Origin of the sequence: Pseudoalteromonas sp. SG43-3 (genome assembly GCF_014164385.1) — a bacterium.
GTDB lineage: Bacteria > Pseudomonadota > Gammaproteobacteria > Enterobacterales > Alteromonadaceae > Pseudoalteromonas > Pseudoalteromonas distincta.
In genome coordinates this window covers 93,982-110,601 of the sequence record NZ_JACJFC010000012.1, presented here as the reverse complement: position 1 = coordinate 110,601, position 16,620 = coordinate 93,982, and the positions used below count along the sequence as shown (strand labels likewise).

General features: G+C 40.5%; 16 protein-coding genes. 6 read left to right on the top strand and 10 right to left on the bottom strand.

All coding sequences use genetic code 11. The annotated features are described in order from the left end of the window. Nucleotides 1-440: 440 nt before the first annotated feature. On the top strand, nucleotides 441-1,724 hold the full coding sequence (locus H5157_RS12785) for an aromatic amino acid transport family protein (protein ID WP_182712482.1): 1,284 nt from the start codon (nucleotides 441-443) through the stop codon (nucleotides 1,722-1,724). A gap of 133 nt (nucleotides 1,725-1,857) precedes the next feature. Then, nucleotides 1,858-3,201 (top strand): M24 family metallopeptidase, encoded by a 1,344-nt coding sequence (locus H5157_RS12780; protein ID WP_182724807.1) that lies wholly within the window; start codon nucleotides 1,858-1,860, stop codon nucleotides 3,199-3,201. Nucleotides 3,202-3,252: 51 nt separating this feature from the next. Here the strand turns inward: H5157_RS12780 and speD are convergent, their stop codons facing one another. The 8 genes from speD to H5157_RS12740 all read right to left on the bottom strand — a co-directional run bounded on the left by speD (nucleotide 3,253) and on the right by H5157_RS12740 (nucleotide 11,092). Further along, on the bottom strand, nucleotides 3,253-4,065 hold the full coding sequence (speD, locus tag H5157_RS12775; protein ID WP_024597058.1) for an adenosylmethionine decarboxylase: 813 nt from the start codon (nucleotides 4,063-4,065) through the stop codon (nucleotides 3,253-3,255). Between the two features lie 88 nt (nucleotides 4,066-4,153). After that, nucleotides 4,154-4,567: an OsmC family protein gene (locus H5157_RS12770; protein ID WP_002958863.1), complete on the bottom strand. Its 414-nt coding sequence runs from the start codon at nucleotides 4,565-4,567 to the stop codon at nucleotides 4,154-4,156. A gap of 86 nt (nucleotides 4,568-4,653) precedes the next feature. Next, nucleotides 4,654-5,001 (bottom strand): DUF3802 family protein, encoded by a 348-nt coding sequence (locus H5157_RS12765; RefSeq protein WP_002958862.1) that lies wholly within the window; start codon nucleotides 4,999-5,001, stop codon nucleotides 4,654-4,656. Between the two features lie 132 nt (nucleotides 5,002-5,133). Continuing rightward, nucleotides 5,134-6,603 (bottom strand): succinylglutamate-semialdehyde dehydrogenase, encoded by a 1,470-nt coding sequence (gene astD, locus H5157_RS12760; protein WP_182693187.1) that lies wholly within the window; start codon nucleotides 6,601-6,603, stop codon nucleotides 5,134-5,136. 15 nt (nucleotides 6,604-6,618) lie between these two features. Continuing rightward, the gene (gene astA, locus H5157_RS12755) at nucleotides 6,619-7,635 is read right to left on the bottom strand and encodes an arginine N-succinyltransferase (protein ID WP_024597056.1); all 1,017 of its coding nucleotides are present in this window, start codon (nucleotides 7,633-7,635) and stop codon (nucleotides 6,619-6,621) included. Between the two features lie 85 nt (nucleotides 7,636-7,720). After that, entirely contained in the window at nucleotides 7,721-8,926 is a 1,206-nt protein-coding gene (locus H5157_RS12750; RefSeq protein WP_154903751.1) for an aspartate aminotransferase family protein, read from the bottom strand. Between the two features lie 380 nt (nucleotides 8,927-9,306). Further along, the gene (locus H5157_RS12745) at nucleotides 9,307-10,467 is read right to left on the bottom strand and encodes an HDOD domain-containing protein (RefSeq protein ID WP_002958858.1); all 1,161 of its coding nucleotides are present in this window, start codon (nucleotides 10,465-10,467) and stop codon (nucleotides 9,307-9,309) included. A 43-nt stretch (nucleotides 10,468-10,510) separates the two neighbouring features. Further along, the gene (locus tag H5157_RS12740; RefSeq protein ID WP_024596662.1) at nucleotides 10,511-11,092 is read right to left on the bottom strand and encodes an aminodeoxychorismate/anthranilate synthase component II; all 582 of its coding nucleotides are present in this window, start codon (nucleotides 11,090-11,092) and stop codon (nucleotides 10,511-10,513) included. A 550-nt stretch (nucleotides 11,093-11,642) separates the two neighbouring features. On the opposite strand from H5157_RS12740, the gene H5157_RS12735 reads away from it, so the two are divergent. After that, a complete protein-coding gene (locus H5157_RS12735; RefSeq protein WP_002958856.1) occupies nucleotides 11,643-11,885 on the top strand; it encodes a YdcH family protein in 243 nt (80 codons plus the stop codon). A 62-nt stretch (nucleotides 11,886-11,947) separates the two neighbouring features. On the opposite strand, the gene H5157_RS12730 is transcribed toward H5157_RS12735, so the two are convergent. Together H5157_RS12730 and H5157_RS12725 are read right to left on the bottom strand one after the other, a co-directional pair. Then, a complete protein-coding gene (locus H5157_RS12730) occupies nucleotides 11,948-12,304 on the bottom strand; it encodes a putative quinol monooxygenase (RefSeq protein WP_182695908.1) in 357 nt (118 codons plus the stop codon). Then, entirely contained in the window at nucleotides 12,304-13,134 is an 831-nt protein-coding gene (locus H5157_RS12725) for an SDR family NAD(P)-dependent oxidoreductase (RefSeq protein ID WP_182712479.1), read from the bottom strand. Before H5157_RS12725 ends, H5157_RS12730 begins: the two co-directional genes overlap by 1 nt. 267 nt (nucleotides 13,135-13,401) lie before the next feature. On the opposite strand from H5157_RS12725, the gene galE reads away from it, so the two are divergent. The 3 genes from galE to galK are packed head-to-tail and all read left to right on the top strand — an operon-like array spanning nucleotide 13,402 to nucleotide 16,619. Next, nucleotides 13,402-14,415: a UDP-glucose 4-epimerase GalE gene (galE, locus tag H5157_RS12720; protein WP_182724806.1), complete on the top strand. Its 1,014-nt coding sequence runs from the start codon at nucleotides 13,402-13,404 to the stop codon at nucleotides 14,413-14,415. A gap of 1 nt (nucleotide 14,416) precedes the next feature. Beyond that, the gene (locus H5157_RS12715; RefSeq protein ID WP_182720190.1) at nucleotides 14,417-15,481 is read left to right on the top strand and encodes a UDP-glucose--hexose-1-phosphate uridylyltransferase; all 1,065 of its coding nucleotides are present in this window, start codon (nucleotides 14,417-14,419) and stop codon (nucleotides 15,479-15,481) included. Beyond that, nucleotides 15,471-16,619, top strand: coding sequence for a galactokinase (gene galK, locus H5157_RS12710; protein ID WP_024606495.1), 1,149 nt, complete (start codon nucleotides 15,471-15,473; stop codon nucleotides 16,617-16,619). Before H5157_RS12715 ends, galK begins: the two co-directional genes overlap by 11 nt. Nucleotide 16,620: the final 1 nt, after the last annotated feature.

Here is a 16,620-nt window from a genome sequence, read left to right as displayed (position 1 = left end):
GCCTATTTACTTCGTTTGGCATATTCAATTGCAGGAAGTATAACGGAGTTTAATAAAAATCTCTTATGAAGTTCAGATCAATGGCTTCTACTTAACAGCTTTTCGGGGCAGATTCTGATTTTTAAATGAAAACCAATAAAAATGACCTTCCCCTATTTTTACGTTATGAAAACCGCCTACCTCGGCTTTGCTGCTCGCGTGACACTATAGCGTGTTGGGTTTCGCTCCAACTAACCAACCTACCCCGTACAGTAACTCTATAATGTGGCTTGCCATTTAAGGCTTTTGCTCACTTTTACACCGCTGTTTCGTATTCATGACACTTACCCTTCAATTTGGTCTAATTAATTAGTCTACAAATCCTCTCAAAACATGAAATTTTTAGCTAAAAACTATATTCTTGCGCGCGATTATTATTTAAATAATGGATAAACACACACATGACAACATCTCAAGATGCAACGCTTTCAAATGCATCAACAAAAGGTGCACACACACCTTCAAACACACCCACTTCTAAATGGAACCTGCACGATACGCAGTGGACTTTAAGCCTTTTTGGTACCGCCGTTGGTGCGGGTATTTTATTTTTACCTATTAACATTGGTATTGGCGGTTTTTGGCCGTTAATTATTTTGGCATGCTTAGCATTTCCAATGACCTTTTGTGCACACCGTGGATTAGCGCGTTTTGTACTTTCATCAAAAAATAAAGATGCCGATTTTACCGATGTAGTTGAAGAACACTTTGGTGTGACTGCGGGGCGGTTAATTTCTTTATTGTACTTTTTATCTATATTCCCAATTTTGCTTATTTACGGTGTGGGCTTAACCAATACCGTTGATAGCTTTATGGTTAATCAAATGGGGATGGAATCACCTTCTCGCGTGTTGCTTTCGGGTGTATTAGTTGCAGGTATGATTAGCTTAATGATGGGCGGAGAGCGCTTAATGCTGCGTGCCTTTGCTATTTTAGTTTATCCGCTTGTGGGTATATTGTTCTTTTTATCACTTTATTTAATCCCAAGCTGGCAAATGCCAGATATGACACTGCCTGAAATGGGCAGCTTTGGTAAAACGTTGTGGTTATCGATTCCTATTATTGTGTTTTCGTTTAGCCACGCAGCGGCTATCTCAAGCTTTGTAAACGTGCAACGCGGTCACTACGGTGAACAAGCTACACATAAGTCTGAGGCGATTTTAAAGCGCACTAGCTTACTACTTATTACCTTTGTACTGTTATTTGTGTTCTCTTGCGTGTTGTCGCTTACAGGCGAGCAAATGGCCGCAGCTAAAGCCGCTAACGTATCGGTTTTATCCTACCTTGCTAATATTACTGATAACTCGTTTATTGCCACACTTGGGCCGCTTGTTGCCTTTATTGCTATTACATCGTCGTTTTTGGGTCACTTTTTAGGGGCACGTGAGAGCTTTACGGGTTTAGTAACTAAACAAACAAGCTTAAGCGCAAAAGCGGCCGATAAAATTGGTGTGCTAATTATGTTTTTAGCTATTTGGTTTTGCGCTGTTAAAAACCCAAGTATTTTAGACATGATGGATCAGTTATCGGGCCCTATCATCGCAATGATTTTATTCATCATGCCAATGATTGCAGTTTATAAAGTGCCTGCACTTCATAAATACCGCAACCGATTAAGCACGCTATTTATATTAGCGGTTGGCTCACTTGCTGTATTTGCACTTATTTACAGCATGATTAATTAATACGCTATATATTCAAAAGCCCAGCTAATTTAATTAGCTGGGCTTTTTTGTTTGTACGCTTTGTCTCAAATTATTTTTTTATAGTGTGGGTTCTGGCATGTTAAGTACAAATTAGCCTAAAAATAGCCCAACTATGCAATACAATAAATTATTACTAATAAGCGCATGTTTGCTCGCAACACTATTTGTAAACCCTTTAGTTCAAGCTTCAGAATCTCCAACAATTCTATCAATGAAAGAGCGCGCAGCGTTTATAGATAAAATAACTGAGCTTAGAATCAATAGCTTAATGCCCTCGTTAATGAAGCAGCACAACACTGATATGTGGCTTCTTATAAGCCGCGAATACAATGAAGATCCAATATTAAAAACAATGCTGCCTGCAACATGGCTTTCAGCCAGACGCACCACTATTTTGCTATTTGCTCTTAATAAACAAGGTGGGGTTGATGCTTACGCTATTGCGCCTTATAAAATAGGTAATGTATTTAAAAAAGGCTGGGATAAGCAAACACAACCTAGCCAGTGGCAGGCACTCAATACGCTTATTGAGCAATACAAACCTCGCAACATTGCGCTTAATACTTCTACCGACTGGGCACATGCCGATGGCCTTGTGCTAGGCGATTACAAAACCTTAATGGCTAACTTACCCGCCACTTATCATAATAAAATAATTTCTGCAGAGCCGCTTGCTGTTGCGTGGTTAGAACAACGCATTCCTGAAGAAGTTAAAATGTATAAACATATTGTGGCTATTGCCCATCATATTATTGCAGAGGGGTTTTCGGGTAAAACAATTACGGTGGGTGAAACAACTAGCGATGACTTGGTATGGTGGTTTAGAGAGCGTGTAAAAGAGCTAAAACTACAAACATGGTTTCATCCAAGCGTTGCTATTCAGCGCGCCGATACGAAGTCGTTTAATCATGAAGAAAGCTTCACTAATGGCTACGATGATAACGTTATACAAGCCGGTGACTTGCTTCATGTCGATTTTGGGATTACTTATTTGCGTTTAAATACCGACACGCAGCAGCATGCGTATGTGCTCAAAGAAAACGAAACGAGTGCGCCTAGTTACTTAGTTGAAGCACTAAAAAGCGGTAATAAACTCCAAGATATATTTACCAATCAATTTGCGGTAGGAAAAACCGGTAATGAAGTTTTAGCTGCAGCACGAAAAGCCGCTATTGCTCAGGGATTAAAACCCACTATTTATACTCATCCTCTTGGCTATCATGGTCATGCTGCTGGTACTACATTAGGTATGTGGGACTCTCAGCAAGGTGTACCGGGAGATGGGGACTATCCGCTACATTTAAATACAGCTTACTCAATTGAGCTTAACAATGCGGTGTTTATAAAGCAGTGGAATAAAGAAATAAGAATAATGCTAGAGGAAGATGCTATTTTTGATAAAAGCGGTGTCTGGTATTTAAATGGCCGACAAACACAATTATTGCTTGTAAAATAAAGCAAAAAAATGGCGCTCACTGAGCGCCATTTTTAATTTAATTCGTTGCTATTATTCTGTATCTGGCAGGTTACGGCCATAGAATATTTCTTGCATTTCGCGAGTCAGCTTAGAGCGGATCTCGTCTTCTTCTTCGTCCGATAACTCATCAGTAGAAAGGCCGAATAAATAGGTATTTAAGTCGGTTTCTTTTAACATCATTTTAGTATGGAACAGGTTTTCTTGATACACGTTCACGTCCATCATTTGGTACGCTTCTTTTGTATCTTCTGTCATGAAGTTTTGAATCGAGCTAATAGCATGATCAATGTAGTGCTTAACACCGTTTATGTCGCGGGTAAAACCACGAACGCGGTAGTCTATTGTTACTACGTCTGACTCAAGGCTATGAATTAAGAAGTTTAACGCTTTAAGTGGCGAAATAATGCCACAGGTAGATACTTCAATATCAGCACGGAATGTACAAATACCATCATCAGGGTGAGCTTCTGGGTATGTGTGTACACAAATGTGGCTTTTATCTAGGTGTGCAACAACTGAATCAGGTAATGGGCCTGGTGCTTCGTCAGCATCGTAATTTTGCTGCTCTTCTACTGGTTCTTCTGAAACCAAAATAGTTACACTTGCGCCTTGCGGTTCATAATCTTGGCGCGCTACATTTAAAATGTTAGCACCAATAATATCAACAACTTCACCTAAAATATCGGTTAGTCTATCTGCACTGTACTGCTCATCGATATATTCAATATATTCTTTACGTTGTTGCTCGGTCTTTGCGTAACAAATATCATAAATACTAAAGCTTAAACTTTTGGTTAAATTGTTAAAGCCATGAAGTTTAAGTTTATCGAAGGGTTTGTTCATAATAAACCAACCTATAAATTAGTGGGTTCTGCACCTGCAGAATGAAAAGTTCGCGGATTTTATACGAATTTTCCTCGTGGAAAAAGCGTTATTTTGCTTGATCTTGCACAACTTCGTGGCTATGCGTAATTTCTACTGTTTTATCAAGCATTAATGCAACCGAGCAATACTTTTCAGCAGAGAGTGAAACTGCACGTGCAAGGTGCTTTTCAGACACATTATTGCCTTTAACAACAAAGTGTAAGTTGATTTTGGTAAACACGCGCGGTGCTGTTTCGGCGCGTTCTGCACTGAGTTGCACTTGCACGTCTGAAAAATCTTGTTTAGCTTTTTTTAAAATACTAACCACATCAACTGATGAGCAACAGCCAACTGACATTAAAACCATTTCCATTGGGCTTGGTGCTGCGCTATCGCTGCCGCCATCAAACACAACATTGTGGTTAGAATTAGAACGGCCAATAAACGTATCGCCTTCAACCCATTTTACATTTGCTTGCATTGTTATATCTCAAAAAAATATTTTCTTGATTGTAAGCAACTTAGCCGTAGTTGCAAATGAAAATGCAACGCAGGGCTATAAAATGGCTAAGATTGTTGTGCTAAAGCGCTATCAAAGAGGTTTTTCACTAAACCTGCAAATTCATCTATAAAGGCATGCTGTTCAACCGTGACAGGCTGTGAGGTGATGCTGCTGAGGACTTCTTCTAAATCGTAAACTATGCCATCAACTTCACGTACAATTTGACTACGCTGCTCTGTGTTGAGGTCTGTGTGCTGCTCGCAAATAAGCATCACATTTTGTGCAATGACGTCTTCGATTAATTCCATTACTGTTGGAGCGCCTGGTTTTATTTCGCCTGGCTTCTCAAACAACGCTAAATTTTGAGTTAGATACATGATCAAATCATCGTACCCTTGCCTATCTAAAACCATTATGCGAACCACCTAAATATATTTAATTATGCTGATTTAAGCAGAAAGAGTCGATAATTACTAGCCTTGTACGATAGCAATACAAAAAAAGCAGCCGAAGCTGCTTTTGTAATGATTAAGTAGTATTACTGCTTAATCTATTTTTAAGCCTGGGCTTAGTGTTGCTGGCATCGCTACTTTTTCAAGCTCTACTGAAGCAACTGGGTATGCACAGTAATCAGCTGCATAATACGCGCTAGCTCTGTGATTGCCCGATGCGCCAATACCACCAAATGGTGCTGCGCTTGATGCGCCAGTAATTGGGCGGTTCCAGTTAACAATACCAGCGCGAATACGACGTAAAAAATGGTCGTAATCTGCTGCACTATCACTTAATAAACCAGCCGATAAACCAAAGGTTGTATCGTTTGCTTTATCAATGGCTTGGTCAAAGTCGTCAAAGCGGAATACTTTTAAAAGTGGTCCAAAATGCTCTTCATCTGGGAAGTCACTAATATTTGTACACTCAATAATACCTGGTGTTACAAAGCCAGTATTAGCTGTGTGCTCAAGCTCTACTAATACTTGAGCGCCAAGCTCAACAAGCTCGTTTTGCGCTTTAACCATGCCCGCTGCTGCCGCTGATGAGATCATAGAGCCCATAAATGGCTGGTCTGCATCATCGTAGTTACCTACTTTAATCGCTTTAGTTGCAGTGATAAGGCGCTCTAAAATTACATCGCCTTTGCTACCTTTAGGTAAAAACAGTTTACGTGCACATGTACAACGCTGGCCGCTTGAGATAAACGCTGATTGAATAATATCGTGAACAACCGCTTTAGTGTCTTCAACGTCAGTAATAATAAGTGGATTATTACCACCCATTTCTAGCGCTAAAATTTTACCCGGTTGACCCGCAAACTGTTCATGTAAAATATGACCAGTACGCGAAGAACCCGTAAAGAACAAGCCATCAATCCCTTTGTGAGCAGCAAGGGCTTTACCCGTTTCTACTTCACCTTGAACGAGGTTGATTACACCGGCTGGTAAGCCTGCTTTTTCCCACAGTTTAAGCGTAAGCTCGGCAACTTTAGGAGTCAGTTCAGACGGTTTAAATACAACCGTGTTACCTGCTAAAAGCGCTGGCACAATGTGGCCATTAGGTAAGTGACCCGGAAAGTTATACGGACCAAATACGGCTACAACCCCATGTGGCTTATGACGGATCATTGCACGGCCAAGTGGCATTGCGTTTTCTACGTCGCCAGTGCGCTCTAAAAATGCTTTTTCAGAAATGGCAATTTTACCAACCATAGCACCCGCTTCTGTGCGAGTTTCCCACAGTGGCTTACCTGTTTCTTGTGCGATAGTAATAGCGAGCTCTTCGCTGTTTTCTTTTAATTGCGCTGCGAATGCTTTAATTATTTCTAAACGCTCAGTAAAGCTTTTATCAGCCCATGCATAAAACGCTTCGCGCGCTGCATTTACTGCGGTGTCTACTTGCGCCGCAGTTGCTGATGATGCCTGCCAAATAACGTCGTTATTTGCAGGATTTACTGAATTAAATTCTGTGCCTTGGCCTTGTGACCATTGACCATTAATAAATTGTGCAGGATGAGTCATATACTTTCTCCTAAATTAAATCGTGGTTGCACTAACAATATCGCCAGTTTGCAAATGCAATGCATCTGCTACTTCTTGCGATAAAATAAGGCTTTTTGCGCGCTCGTCAAATGTCATTGGTGCAACGGTTGCTCTAAAATCTTCAAGCTTTTCGTTAGCTAGTAACACCATGGTGTCGCCAGTCATTTCGCCAATTTCAACGTTAAAGTTATTTGCATTACGAATCGTCGCAATGTTATCTACTTTTGCTTCAACCGTTGGGCCGCCGTCAAAAATGTCTACATAGCCATTAAACGTAAAGCCTTCGCTTTTTAATAACTCGATTGCTGGGCGTGTGTTGTCGTGTACTTTACCTATTACGGCTTGCGCATCTTTACTTAGCAAATTTACATAAATTGGGTATTTAGGCATTAGTTCAGCAATGAAAACCTTTTGGCCAATACCTGTTAGGTAGTCGGCTGTTGGAAAATCCATTGAGAAAAAGTGCTCTTCAAGCCACTGCCAAAAAGGGCTACTGCCGTTTTCGTCAGACACACCGCGCATTTCTGCAATCACTGTTTGTGCAAAACGCTCTTGATGCTGCTTTATAAACATAAAGCGCGCTTTTGAAAGTAGCTTACCGTTACAATTTTTACGATAGCCATCTTTTAAAAATAATGTGCAAAGCTCTGTAGCGCCTGTGTAGTCGTTACATAGCGTTAAAATATCAACCGCTTTGTATACGTTTAATGTGCGCGAAGAGTGAATCACTTTACTTAAGTGATAATGATAAAATGCATCATCAAGCCCTACAGCAGCTTCAATTGCAGACGTACCTACAACATCACCGGTTTCGCTATCTTCAAGAACAAACAGGTAGCCTTCGTCACCGGGTTGTGACGTTTGCTTAGCAAATGAACTTACAGAATGGTCTATTTTCTTTTGCAATAGTTCTTCGTTTAATGGCAAAGACGTAAAACCATGCCCCGATTCGTGGGCAATTTTCAGTAATGCTGAGTAATCATTTTGCTGGATTGGGCGAAGGATCATCATGAGTCCGCTTGCTCCCTTATAAATAACGGTAAATAGGAATTGCAGGGCAAGCGGTGCTTGCCCTTAATTGGTTGGCTTAAGTCGCTTATGCGTTTACTACGCTTGCTACTGCTTTTTCAAAGCGTGCCATACCTTCGCGAATGTCCGCTTCAGGAATTACTAAAGATGGAGTGAAACGTACTACGTCTGCACCAGCAACTAGTGACATAAGGCCTTGCTCAGTACCTGCCACTAAAAACTCTTTTGCACGACCTTTATATTGCTCGTTCACTACTGCACCAATTAATAAACCTTGGCCACGGATTTCGCTAAATACGTTGTATTTTTCGTTAACCGCGCTAAGTAGTTCATTAAATAATGCTGCTTTTTCTTTTACGCCAGCCAGTACGTCTGGGGTATTTACTGTATCAAATGCCGCTTCTGCAACAGCACAGGCAAGCGGGTTACCGCCATAAGTAGAACCATGTGTGCCTACTTTAAGGTGCTGTGCAATTTCAGTTGTTGTGATCATAGCGCCAATAGGAAAACCGCCGCCAAGTGCTTTAGCCGAAGTTAAAATATCAGGTACTACGTTTAAGCCTTGGTATGCATATAAATCGCCAGTACGACCAACACCTGTTTGAACTTCATCAAAAATAAGCAGTGCGTTATGTTTAGTACATAAATCGCGAACGCCTTGAGCAAACTCATCAGTTGGTGAAACAATACCGCCTTCACCTTGTAGAGGTTCCATCATTACGGCACATGTTTTATCGCTGATAAGCGCTTCAAAAGCAGCAAGGTCATTGTAATCACAATGTACAATGTCGCCAGGCTTAGGACCAAAACCATCTGAATATGCAGCTTGGCCGCCAACAGTTACGGTAAAGAATGTACGACCGTGGAAACCTTTGTTGAACGCGATGATTTGTGATTTTTCTGCGCCAAACTTATCAAGTGCAAAACGACGCGCTAATTTAAGCGCGGCTTCGTTTGCTTCTGCGCCAGAGTTGGCAAAGTAAACTTTTTCAGCAAATGTCGCATCAACCATTTTTTTAGCTAGGCGAAGTGCCGGCTCATTGGTCATTACGTTAGATAGATGCCAGATTTTTTCGCCTTGCTCTTTTAATGCGCCTACTAATGCAGGGTGGCAATGGCCAAGACAGTTAACTGCAATACCACCAGCAAAGTCGATAAACTCTCGACCTTGTTGATCCCATACGCGAGAGCCTTCGCCTCGAACAGGAATTACGCTTGAAGGTGCGTAGTTAGGAACCATTACGTGATCAAATAATTCGCGATTGACTGTCATTTTATTTCCTCTTAATTGTGAGCAACACAAAACATCAAAATAGGTGTTTGGTTAATATTTGTAACCAACTTTATAGGCAAGATCAGTAACCTGATAATTGCGCAAAATTGCTTTGTGGTTCAATTTTCAGACGCACATTATTTCAGAATTACTTATATCTGTCTCGTTAAAAACTTTCATGTATCCCTTGAAAATAAAGGGCTAAAGATATTATTTCATAGATAGTGAATAACTATTTGCATAGCTATTTATGCTTATTTTTAGGCAACTAACCGCATGAGTACAGAGGCGCACACGCTTTAATCGGCAAATATGTAATATAACAATAAGATGAGAATGAATGGTTAGTCGCAAAAAAAATTAACAAAAAATTCAGATTTTTAGTCAATTTGAATAGCTAAATTGGTAAAATTACTCGATTGGAGGGTTTTTAGTTCCGTTTTAGTGAACTTAAAGTGCGAAAACCAGCTTAGAGCTTCATCAGGTTCAATAAGTTGATGTTCTTTTAAATTAAGATATTGAGAATAGCACCGTGCCTTTAGCATTACTTCTGTTAATGGCAGTAATGTATCGCCCTTATCTACCCCATTTACTAGCTGCTGCATTACCCCTTTAAACGGTAAATATTTAAAAGCCATTTTGTCTATTACCTTAGCGCTTACTTCTATCGATTTATTGCTAAGTAGAGTAGTTAAAAATAGCGGGTCGGGCTGAAGCTCTAATAATGCGGTGTGTAAATCTTTTTGGTTTTCATTTCGGGCTAGCTGTACTTTACGTTGCCATATTTGCTCAAACGTTTTTAAGTACAAGCGCACTAATGCAATTCGCCCTACATCTAAAAGCATACCAAGAGTAAATGCATGTACGTCATTTACATTATTAATTTGTGCAATTTTTTGCGCAGCAATGGCGTTTGCCATGGCACTGTCACGTAAACGACGCTTTAATAACGAAAATGGTTCGGTGCTATGTGGCATCCAATGGCGGGCAGCAAATGTAGGAATAACTAGCTGTAAGTTATCAAGGCCAATATAACGAAGGGCAAGCGATGGTTTATCTACTTTTACAGACGTGTTTTTACTACGTTGATTACGATAGTAAGGTAAATTAACGAGCGTTACTAACTCCCTACCCAACCAGCTTATATCATTAACCAATGGCTCTAAACGCCCTACCGACGCTGACTTTACCGCTAATATATCGAGTATATTGGCAATACCATCTTCAATACCTATGGTGCTATGAATTACGCCATCTATATCTTCGAGCTGCTTATATATAGCTGTTTCAATTGTTTTGTGCAGTTGCTCACTGGCTTGAGCGCGGTACTTATGATGTGCAGTACTGCTTTGCTGGCGTTTATTCTGTGCGGCCACTTCAACCTGCAGCAAGGTACGCTGCTTCATGGGTTCGCCGTAATCTATATCTAATGTATGAATGAAACCAATTTGCTGATGCGCAAAGCTGTGCCCAAGCAATAAGTCATGAGCTCGTTGGCTTAGTATTTTGGCAGTACGCTGCTGGGCTACAAGTTCAGTCATGACATCCATTAATAAAGTATAAAATGCTATGTGTATTATAACATTAGAAGCGAGTTAAAAAGTTATCAAGCAGTTCTAAGCCTTGAGCAGTTAAAATAGCTTCGGGATGAAACTGCACACCTTCGATAGCAAGTTCATTGTGTAACAACCCCATAATTTCGTCAAACTCGCCTTGCTCAGTTTGAGTCCATGCGGTTACTTCAAGCTCTTTAGGCAGAGTTTGCGCTTTAACCACTAAAGAATGATAACGACATACCGTTAACGGATTAGCTAAGCCTTTAAACACCCCTTTATTAGTATGAACTATGGGTGATGTTTTACCGTGCATTACTTTTTTAGCACGTATTACATCTCCACCTAAAGCTTGTGCGATAGTTTGATGCCCCAAGCAAATCCCTAAAATAGGATATTGCCCTTTTAGTTGCTCAACAACATTTAGTGAAATACCCGCTTCGTTAGGGGTGCATGGCCCTGGCGATAACACGATGTGCTGCGGGTTTAACTGTTTTATTTGTGCAATGCTTAGCTCATCATTACGTTTCACTAAAACGTCTTGATCTAAACGCTGAAAATATTGCACTAAGTTGTAAGTAAACGAATCGTAGTTGTCGATCATCAACAGCATTACACAACAGACCTTATAAATTATTGACCACTACTTTACACAAGTGGTACTAAGCGCTGCATTCTACCACTATTAATTAACCAACATAAATTAGCAAAAAGCGTTAAAAATTAACTCTTTTAGCTAAAATGCTTAAAAGCCTTTAGCGGGTATTGGTTTACTAAACTTTAACTCTGGTTAAGAGATTTACTAACGTATTGAATCATGATGATATTTAAATTTATTTTCTCTAGCCAGAGATTCCTTGCACCTTGAGCAATAATATCGAACCCTAAGCTTTTTACGATTAGTTAATACACCTACGTAGGCTGTATACCCCAACAATAAATTATTGACCTCTAAAGTACGTGCATTTATTGATCGCACTATTAAATACTTTGGTGAAATGCCTTACTGAGCAAAATAAACAGATTGTTTGTGCTACATCAAATTAGTGGCTCGATGGTTGAATTATATCTATGTAAGCCCCAGTGTATTATATGAAAGGCAGTAATTCACTTATACAACTCACTTACTTGTGAGCTCATTTATATCCTACTAAGGAGCGAATATGTTAGGCGAAGACCACTCATTAACAAATGACTTTCCAGAGTACTTAAAGACCATTGCCGAGTTAAATGAAAGCGATACTGAATTTGCAAAAAAAGCAGATAAGTACGACAAGCTAGATAAAGAGATTAGAGTGTTAGAGCTCAAAGATGCGCCCATAAGCGATGAACAAATGCATCTATTAAAACACGAACGTACAGAATTAAAAGATTGGTTATACGAGCGCTTGCAGCAAGAGCAGTAATGCCACTAAAAAAAGAGCTCACTGATGAGGTGAGCTCTTTAGATCAACAATGGGTATTTTCTCTAAAACTTTACAAAGCCACCCACAGGTTTCATAAATACACTGCTTGGGCCTGCAAAGGCTTGTGCAAACTCTTCTGATAATTGACTAAATACCGTTACTTTATCCATATCAACTACGCTTAAAAATAGTGGGCCACTTTCGCCCCAACCAGCAAGATGCGCTTTAGCAGCATCTTCATCTTGGTAACGCTCGTAAATATGTACATTGCGCTTGTCATCACTTACTGTCCACTCATACACTAAAGTGCCCGCTTCACTTTTAGCCAAAGTAACTAATTGTGCCATTACCAGTAAAAACTCATCGTATTTACCTTCTTTAATTTGGCCTTGTACTGTCCAGGTAACATGCTTTTTCATTATGCTTTACCTAATTTAAGCTGTGCTAAAATACTGTCTAACGTATCTACGAGTTGTTGATTTTTAGCATTATTAAGTGCATCAACATGAGGAGGCGCAAAGCGTCCTGTATCGTTATCAAAATACAGGCCTGCGGCATCTTTAAATTCATCACTAAGCGCTGCGCGACAAAAAATATCTGCGCCAATTTTTAAATCCCCACCATCTATACCGTAAGCGTCTTTTACCATTTTGCTTCCCAGTAACGATTTAGGGTTTACCGATACAACTAATGGCCCAATATCTTTAAGCTCAAGCCCTAAATGACGTGACCACATAGTAATAGCCAATTTACTTTGTGCATAAGCCGCACTATCAGAAAGTTCAGTGTTACCTATAAGTGCATTTAAGTTAACGCTTGATTGCGCAGCTGATGACACATTAACCACTCGCGAATCATGACCAAGGACAGGTAATAATAGTTTTGTAAGAAGATATGGCGCAATCGTGTTTACAACAAAGCGAGCATCAAGGCCGTCAATTGTTGTAGCATCAACTAATTGATAAACGCCTGCATTATTAATAAGTACGTCGAGCTGGTTATTATTTTCGGCCATATCGGCTAATACATTTTTTGCCAAAGTTTGAACTTGGCTCATATCGCTTAAATCAGCAATATAAGTATGTGTACTTGCATTTGGGTATTGCTCGGTTAAAGCTACTTGTAGCGCATTGAGCTTTGCTTGGCTGCGGCCATGTAATAATACGGTGTGACCTTGTGCTAATAACATCTTTGCAGTTTCTAGCCCAATGCCATCGGTTGCGCCGGTAAGTAAAATTGTTTTGTTCATGTTGATCTCTCCTTACTTTATTTTCGCTATATTAGCACCCCGACTTACTGCTGATAATTAGGCCAATAGTTGAATCAGTTTATAGAATTAATTGATAAAGCTAAGCCTATGTTAGTTAATATAAAAGCATTCCTTTAAGAGGAAGATGAGTGTTTAAGCTGAATATTTTTTATGCTTTTATTTGAATTACTCAGCAATCATAACTATTGTTTTTAAACCACCTTAATAGTAGTATTTATCATATAAATACACTTTTCGAGAAATAACATGAAAGTTTTAGTTACTGGCGGCATGGGTTACATAGGTAGCCACACATGTATTGCATTGCATGAAGCAGGTATTACACCTGTTATTTATGATAACTTGTCTAATGCAAGTGCGCGGGTACTTGACCAACTCGAAAAGATTACAGGTACTCGGTTTGAGTTTATTTTGGGCGACATACAAGACGAGCAACAGTTTAAGCTCGCTCTAAAACACACTAAAGCCGAAGCTGTTTTTCACTTTGCAGCTTTAAAAGCCGTTGGCGAATCTACCGAGCAACCGCTGCGTTATTATCAAAATAACGTGTCGGGCACATTAAGCATGCTACAAAACATGCAAGATGAAGGCGTTAACCATATTATATTTAGCTCATCGGCTACAGTATATGGCGAGCCAGACTACCTCCCTATTGACGAAAAGCATCCTATACGCGCAACGAACCCTTATGGTTGGACTAAAGTCATGGTTGAACAAGCCATGCAAGACGTATGTAATGCCAACAGTCAATTTATGGGTATTGCGCTTCGTTACTTTAACCCAGTAGGTGCACACCCAAGTGGTTTATTAGGTGAAAGTCCTAATGGTATTCCTAATAACTTAATGCCATTTATTGCCCAAACTGCAGTAGGTAAACGTGACGTGGTTAATATTTTTGGTGACGACTACGACACCGAAGATGGCACAGGCGTGCGCGACTATATTCATGTTTTAGATTTAGCTAAAGGTCATGTTGCGGCATTTATGCAGCATAAAACAGATACCGCCTTTCATGCTTACAACTTAGGCACAGGGCAAGGTTATTCTGTGCTTGATATGATCAACGCATTTAGCGTATCAGCCAATAAAGATATTCCGTATAAGATTGCACCGCGCCGAGCAGGTGATATTGCCTGTAACTACGCCGATGCTACAAAAGCGCAAAACACACTTAACTGGTACGCAGAACTAACACTTAGCGACATGACAAACGACACATGGCGCTGGCAAACTAATTACCCAAGTGGGTTGGAGAGTTAATATGGCTTTATTAGAAAGTACTCACAGACGTAAAAATCCGCTAACGGGTCGTTGGGTATTAGTGTCACCACATCGTAATAACCGTCCATGGTTAGGCGCAACAGAAGCCGTTAACGAAAACGTATTACCAAAACACGATGAAAACTGCCCACTTTGCCCAAGTAATACCCGTGCAAATGGCGACAGTAACCCTGATTATAAATACACACACGTATTTAGAAATGACTTTGGTGCATTAACGCCTAATGCCAGCGAGCAATTACAAAGCTTAGAATCAGACAGCGATTTATTTATTGCCGACGAAGCCAGTGGCGAATGCCGCGTAATTTGTTTTTCTCCAGAGCACAACAAAACACTACCAGAGCTTAGCCAAAACGCATTGCACGAAGTAGTGAAAACCTGGAAACAAAATTACACAGAGCTTGCACAGCAGTACGAATGTGTACAAGTTTTTGAAAATAAAGGCGAGATCATGGGCTGTTCGCAACCTCATCCTCACGGCCAAGTTTGGGCTCACTCGCATTTATCAACCGAAATAGAAGCCGAAGATACCCAGCAGCTCGCCTATTATAAAAAGCATGGCACAGCTATGCTTGCCGATTACGCGCAAAAAGAGCAAGCAGATCAAACACGTGTTGTATTTGAAAACGAACATTGGCTTGTTGTAGTGCCATTTTGGGCAGCATGGCCGTTTGAAACAATGCTAGTAACTAAAGATAACATTCAAAACTTTAGCCAGCTAAACGATGCGCAAACAGACTCTTTGGCTCAGGCACTTAAAGTATTAACCACTAAGTACGACAACGTATTTAATTGCAGCTTCCCATACTCAATGGGATGGCACAATGCACCGGCTAACAGAGGCTCTGATGAGCAACATTGGCGTTTGCATGCCCATTTTTATCCGCCGCTACTTCGCTCTGCTACTGTTAAAAAACACATGGTAGGCTACGAAATGCTAGGCGAAAGCCAGCGCGATTTAAGCGCAGAAACAGCTGCTTCTATTTTAAAAGCAGCCAGTACAACACACTATAAAGATACAGCAGGACACACAGATGAAGCTTAACGAATTCCAACAACAATTTTTGTCACTGTATGGCGCGCCTGCTCAAGGTATTGCAGCAGCACCGGGGCGTGTAAACCTTATTGGCGAATTTACCGACTACAACGACGGTTTTGTTTTACCCTGTTCGTTAGAGTTTCGTACCCAAGTGATGTTTAAAGAGCGCGACGACAATATTATTACTGTGCATTCTTTAAATTACCCAGGCGAAAAAGACAGCTTTAGTGTTGATGAAGAAATCACTGAAGGCCAGTCGCAATGGGGTAACTACATTCGTGCTGTTACTTATGTTCTTAAAAGAGCGGGCTACACACTGCGTGGCGCCGACCTACTTATTGACAGCAACTTACCGCAAGGTAGTGGCTTGTCGTCATCGGCCGCACTAGAAGTTGCTGTAGGCGGTATGTTTAACCATATTGCACAGCTTGGTTTACCGCCAGAGCAAATTGCGCTATTTGGTCAAGAAGCCGAAAACGACTTTATGCATTGCCAATGCGGCATTATGGATCAGCTTATTTCAGCTAAAGGCGAGAATGGTCATGCACTATTAATCGACTGTGAAAACCTCGCAACCAAATCAGTTAAAGTTCCTGATGATTTAAATATTGTTATTGTTAATTCAAACTACCCGCGTAAGTTGGTTGATAGCGAATACAACCAGCGCCGTATTGACTGCGAACAAGCTGCTGTAAAAATGGGTGTAGAAACACTTCGCCAAGCCACCATGGCTGGCCTGCAAGCAGTAAAAGCGACATTAAGCGAAAACGAATATAAACGTGCACACCACGTAATTAGCGAAAACGACCGTGTAATTGCAGCAACTACTGCACTACAAAATAACGATATGGATGCACTTCGCACGCTAATGGCAGCATCGCATCAATCACTTAAACACGACTTTGAAGTAACCGTACCTGCAACCGATGGCTTAGTAGAAATTTGTAAAGAAGCGATGGGCGAGCGTGGCGCAGTTCGTATGACAGGGGGTGGTTTTGGTGGCGCAATTGTATGTTTATGTCGTGATGCGGAAGTACCACTAATTAAAGCAGCGGTAGAAAAGCATTACTTTGAACGCTTTAATTTAAATGCTGATATTTACGTATGTTCAGCGGGTTCAGGATTACAAATTACGTCTTTTTAAA